Below are 2922 nucleotides of genomic sequence, written 5' to 3'. Positions count from 1 at the left end.
CCCCAGGATATTGATTTTGCTCAGTTGTGCGCTACTTATAATGTGCAGCATCAATTAATAACTTCTTGGCAGCAGTTGCAGCAAAGATTAAACCCACTACCAGCTACAGGAATTCGAGTTTTAGAGTTGCAGACAAATCGCAAAGCTGATGCAAAGTGGCGACAAGAGAATTTAAGAAAGTTTGCCACATACATTGAAATTTAACTATTCTGTTAGGTATTTTTCAATAGAAAGAGAAAATATAGTCATTAAGTAAGACAATTTTGGTATCAAAATTAGAAAAATAAGAAAGATAACTAAATGCCCTATACCCAGCATCTCTGCTGGGTATAAGGTACACATAAAGTTTGCATAATTTACTTACAGCAGTTTGCATTTGAATAGATCACACTCTTGCATTCTTCTCAGCGCCTTTAGGTGAGATATCAATTTTAGCGATCGCCCTTGTCCTCTGCGTGAAACTTACCCTCTTGGTTGACCTTGTAACCACCCTTCCAAATCAGCAAGAGTAGAGAAATCCAACAAAGCATCACCTAAAGCTTCCAACTGTTCCACCGATAACCCTTGAATCTGGGACAGAAGCGCATCAGGAATATTACCTACACGCCGATTTAATAGTCGTAAAACGATAGTTCTTTCTCCTTCAATCTTTCCTTCAACTTTTCCTTCGATCTTTCCTTCAACCTTTCCTTCCTCTCGTCCTTCTTCCTTCGCTTCCAGAATAGCCCGTGGTTCTTCCAAATTCAGTCCCAACATCGCTGCAATCTCCTCTCGACTAAGCTTAGAAAACTTGTAGACGATAATCGTCGTCACTAAATCAATTATCGCTTGCTGCGACTGTTGCCGTGCTTGCTCCAACAAAAACCGTGCCCCTTCAACTGCTTCGGTTTCAGAAGTAACATTTGTCAGCAACATCAAACCTAATCCCAAAGGTTGCTGTCGCAAATCTCCCAACTCATCCAGATAAACCCGCCTGACTTGACCACTTTCCAACAAAGCGCGGTGAATTGAAGAGGAAGAAGGTTCCAGACTGCGAGAAGCAAAAATCAGCACTCCAAACCAATCATCGTAACGAATCGAGTTGCGGTAGAGAAACAAAAACAATTCGCTGAAGAAGCGGTGATATAAGTCTTCGTCCTTCTGAAACTGCACTTCAGCAAAAAAGACGGTTTTGGACACTGCATCAGCCGGAGGTAAAAATACTCCATCAATCCGAAACGCGGTTTCTTTCACTTCAACTGATTCAAACTGATAGTTTTCTGCTTCTGGAGGTGGTTCATCTACTAATTCAAATAGCAAACCCGGAAATTGCTTAAATAATTTGTAGAAAATGGTGTCACGTCGCATTTTGATTCCTCCACCCCAGACAATTACCAGATTGTAAAGGTTTGAGACACCAATTTTAGCGTAGGCGTAGCCCACCGCAGGTATCGCATGTCCCTACGTCCACGATAAAATTCTTGAAGCAACAGCGTACTCCATACCAATGCAAATTAACTGGCAAACTGCCAAAACCTACGAAGATATTCTGTATCAAAAAACTGATGGCATTGCAAAAATCACCATCAACCGTCCCCATAAACGCAATGCTTTTCGTCCTAAAACAGTCTTTGAACTGTACGACGCTTTCTGTAATGCTCGTGAAGATACTACTATTGGTGTCGTCCTATTTACTGGCTATGGGCCACATACTGATGGCAAATATGCCTTCTGTTCAGGTGGTGATCAAAGTGTGCGGGGACATGCGGGTTATGTGGATGATACTGGCATCCCTCGTTTAAATGTCCTGGACTTACAACGCCTGATTCGTTCCATGCCGAAAGTCGTGATTGCTTTAGTAGCTGGATATGCGATCGGTGGTGGACACGTCCTACACTTAATTTGCGACCTTACCATCGCTGCCGATAACGCCATTTTCGGGCAGACTGGCCCGAAAGTCGGCAGTTTTGACGGTGGTTTTGGAGCCAGCTATCTCGCCCGCATCGTGGGACAAAAAAAAGCTAGAGAAATTTGGTTTCTCTGCCGCCAATATGATGCACAACAAGCGCTAGAAATGGGCTTAATTAATTGCGTCGTTCCAGTCGAACAACTGGAAGCCGAAGGTATTCAATGGGCACAGGAGATTTTAGAAAAAAGTCCGATCGCAATTCGATGTCTCAAAGCCGCCTTCAATGCTGATTGTGATGGACAAGCTGGTTTACAAGAACTCGCTGGCAACGCCACCCTACTTTATTACATGACAGAAGAAGGATCTGAGGGCAAACAAGCCTTTCTCGAAAAGCGGCCACCAGATTTTCGCTCTTTTCCTTGGCTACCTTAGAATTGCAAAAATCGCTCCCCTTAAATGAGGTGCGATTTTTGTAGATATCAACTTTTACAGCACTAAAAATCTTAAAAACAAATCTTATTTTAAGCAGACTGCAAACTCAGTCCAGTAATAATGGATGACTAAATGACCACTGCTTTAGTTTTTACCTGTTCAGATATAGAGGCCGTTATTTCCTCTAGAGAGACAAGGGCAGCATTGTCTAAATCTGAGGCTAAAGATTGACAAGATGTTAAAACTGGAGCTGCATCTGGCAAACCCCAAGCATCTTCTAAGGTTTCCCAAGAAGGTGCAAAAGGTGGAAGCGCCAAAGAGCAAGCCTTCCAAGTCGCTTGAACTGGTGCGCCCAACTGCTGGCACGTTCCACCACGGCGACCTTCTGGCTGGTAATGACGGCAATATCTACAGGCGGATGCTAAAACTTTAATAGGTTTCATTCGGATTCATCTTTAGTGTTGTTTCTGGCTGAATTTCATCTTTATATTCTGCTTCTATATATAAAGACGGAGAAAAGCCAAAAAGTCATTATTTTCTATAGGTTTCAGCGATCCCAAGTAAAAAATAAACTTCAGGATATTTTTATAATCTTGTTATAT

The 2922-nt window shown here is 42.4% G+C and carries 3 protein-coding genes and 1 pseudogene; 2 read left to right on the top strand and 2 right to left on the bottom strand.

The window, feature by feature from the left end; all coding sequences use genetic code 11:
• Positions 1 to 204 (top strand): annotated as a pseudogene (locus tag IQ229_RS21870) (2-succinyl-5-enolpyruvyl-6-hydroxy-3-cyclohexene-1-carboxylic-acid synthase); the annotation flags it as partial.
• 258 nt (positions 205 to 462) lie between these two features.
• On the opposite strand, the gene IQ229_RS21865 reads toward IQ229_RS21870, so the two are convergent.
• On the bottom strand, positions 463 to 1347 hold the full coding sequence (locus tag IQ229_RS21865; protein WP_194047341.1) for an Rpn family recombination-promoting nuclease/putative transposase: 885 nt from the start codon (positions 1345 to 1347) through the stop codon (positions 463 to 465).
• Between the two features lie 139 nt (positions 1348 to 1486).
• Here IQ229_RS21865 and menB point away from each other — a divergent pair, with 139 nt between their 5' ends.
• The gene (gene menB / locus IQ229_RS21860; protein ID WP_194047339.1) at positions 1487 to 2320 is read left to right on the top strand and encodes a 1,4-dihydroxy-2-naphthoyl-CoA synthase; all 834 of its coding nucleotides are present in this window, start codon (positions 1487 to 1489) and stop codon (positions 2318 to 2320) included.
• 128 nt (positions 2321 to 2448) lie between these two features.
• On the opposite strand, the gene IQ229_RS21855 is transcribed toward menB, so the two are convergent.
• Positions 2449 to 2763 (bottom strand): hypothetical protein, encoded by a 315-nt coding sequence (locus tag IQ229_RS21855; protein ID WP_194047337.1) that lies wholly within the window; start codon positions 2761 to 2763, stop codon positions 2449 to 2451.
• Positions 2764 to 2922 lie beyond the last annotated feature (159 nt).

The sequence above is a fragment of the Nostoc cf. edaphicum LEGE 07299 genome, assembly GCF_015207245.1.
GTDB classification, from domain to species: domain Bacteria; phylum Cyanobacteriota; class Cyanobacteriia; order Cyanobacteriales; family Nostocaceae; genus Nostoc; species Nostoc edaphicum_B.
Note: the sequence above shows the minus strand (reverse complement) of the source record. Positions and strands in the feature narration are given on the sequence as shown.

Excerpts from the sequence above, each read along its gene's own strand:
- IQ229_RS21865 (WP_194047341.1), bottom strand. The coding sequence starts at position 1,347 with ATGCGACGTGACACCATTTTCTACAAATTATTTAAGCAATTTCCGGGT.
- menB (WP_194047339.1), top strand. The coding sequence starts at position 1,487 with ATGCAAATTAACTGGCAAACTGCCAAAACCTACGAAGATATTCTGTAT.
- IQ229_RS21855 (WP_194047337.1), bottom strand. The coding sequence starts at position 2,763 with ATGAAACCTATTAAAGTTTTAGCATCCGCCTGTAGATATTGCCGTCAT.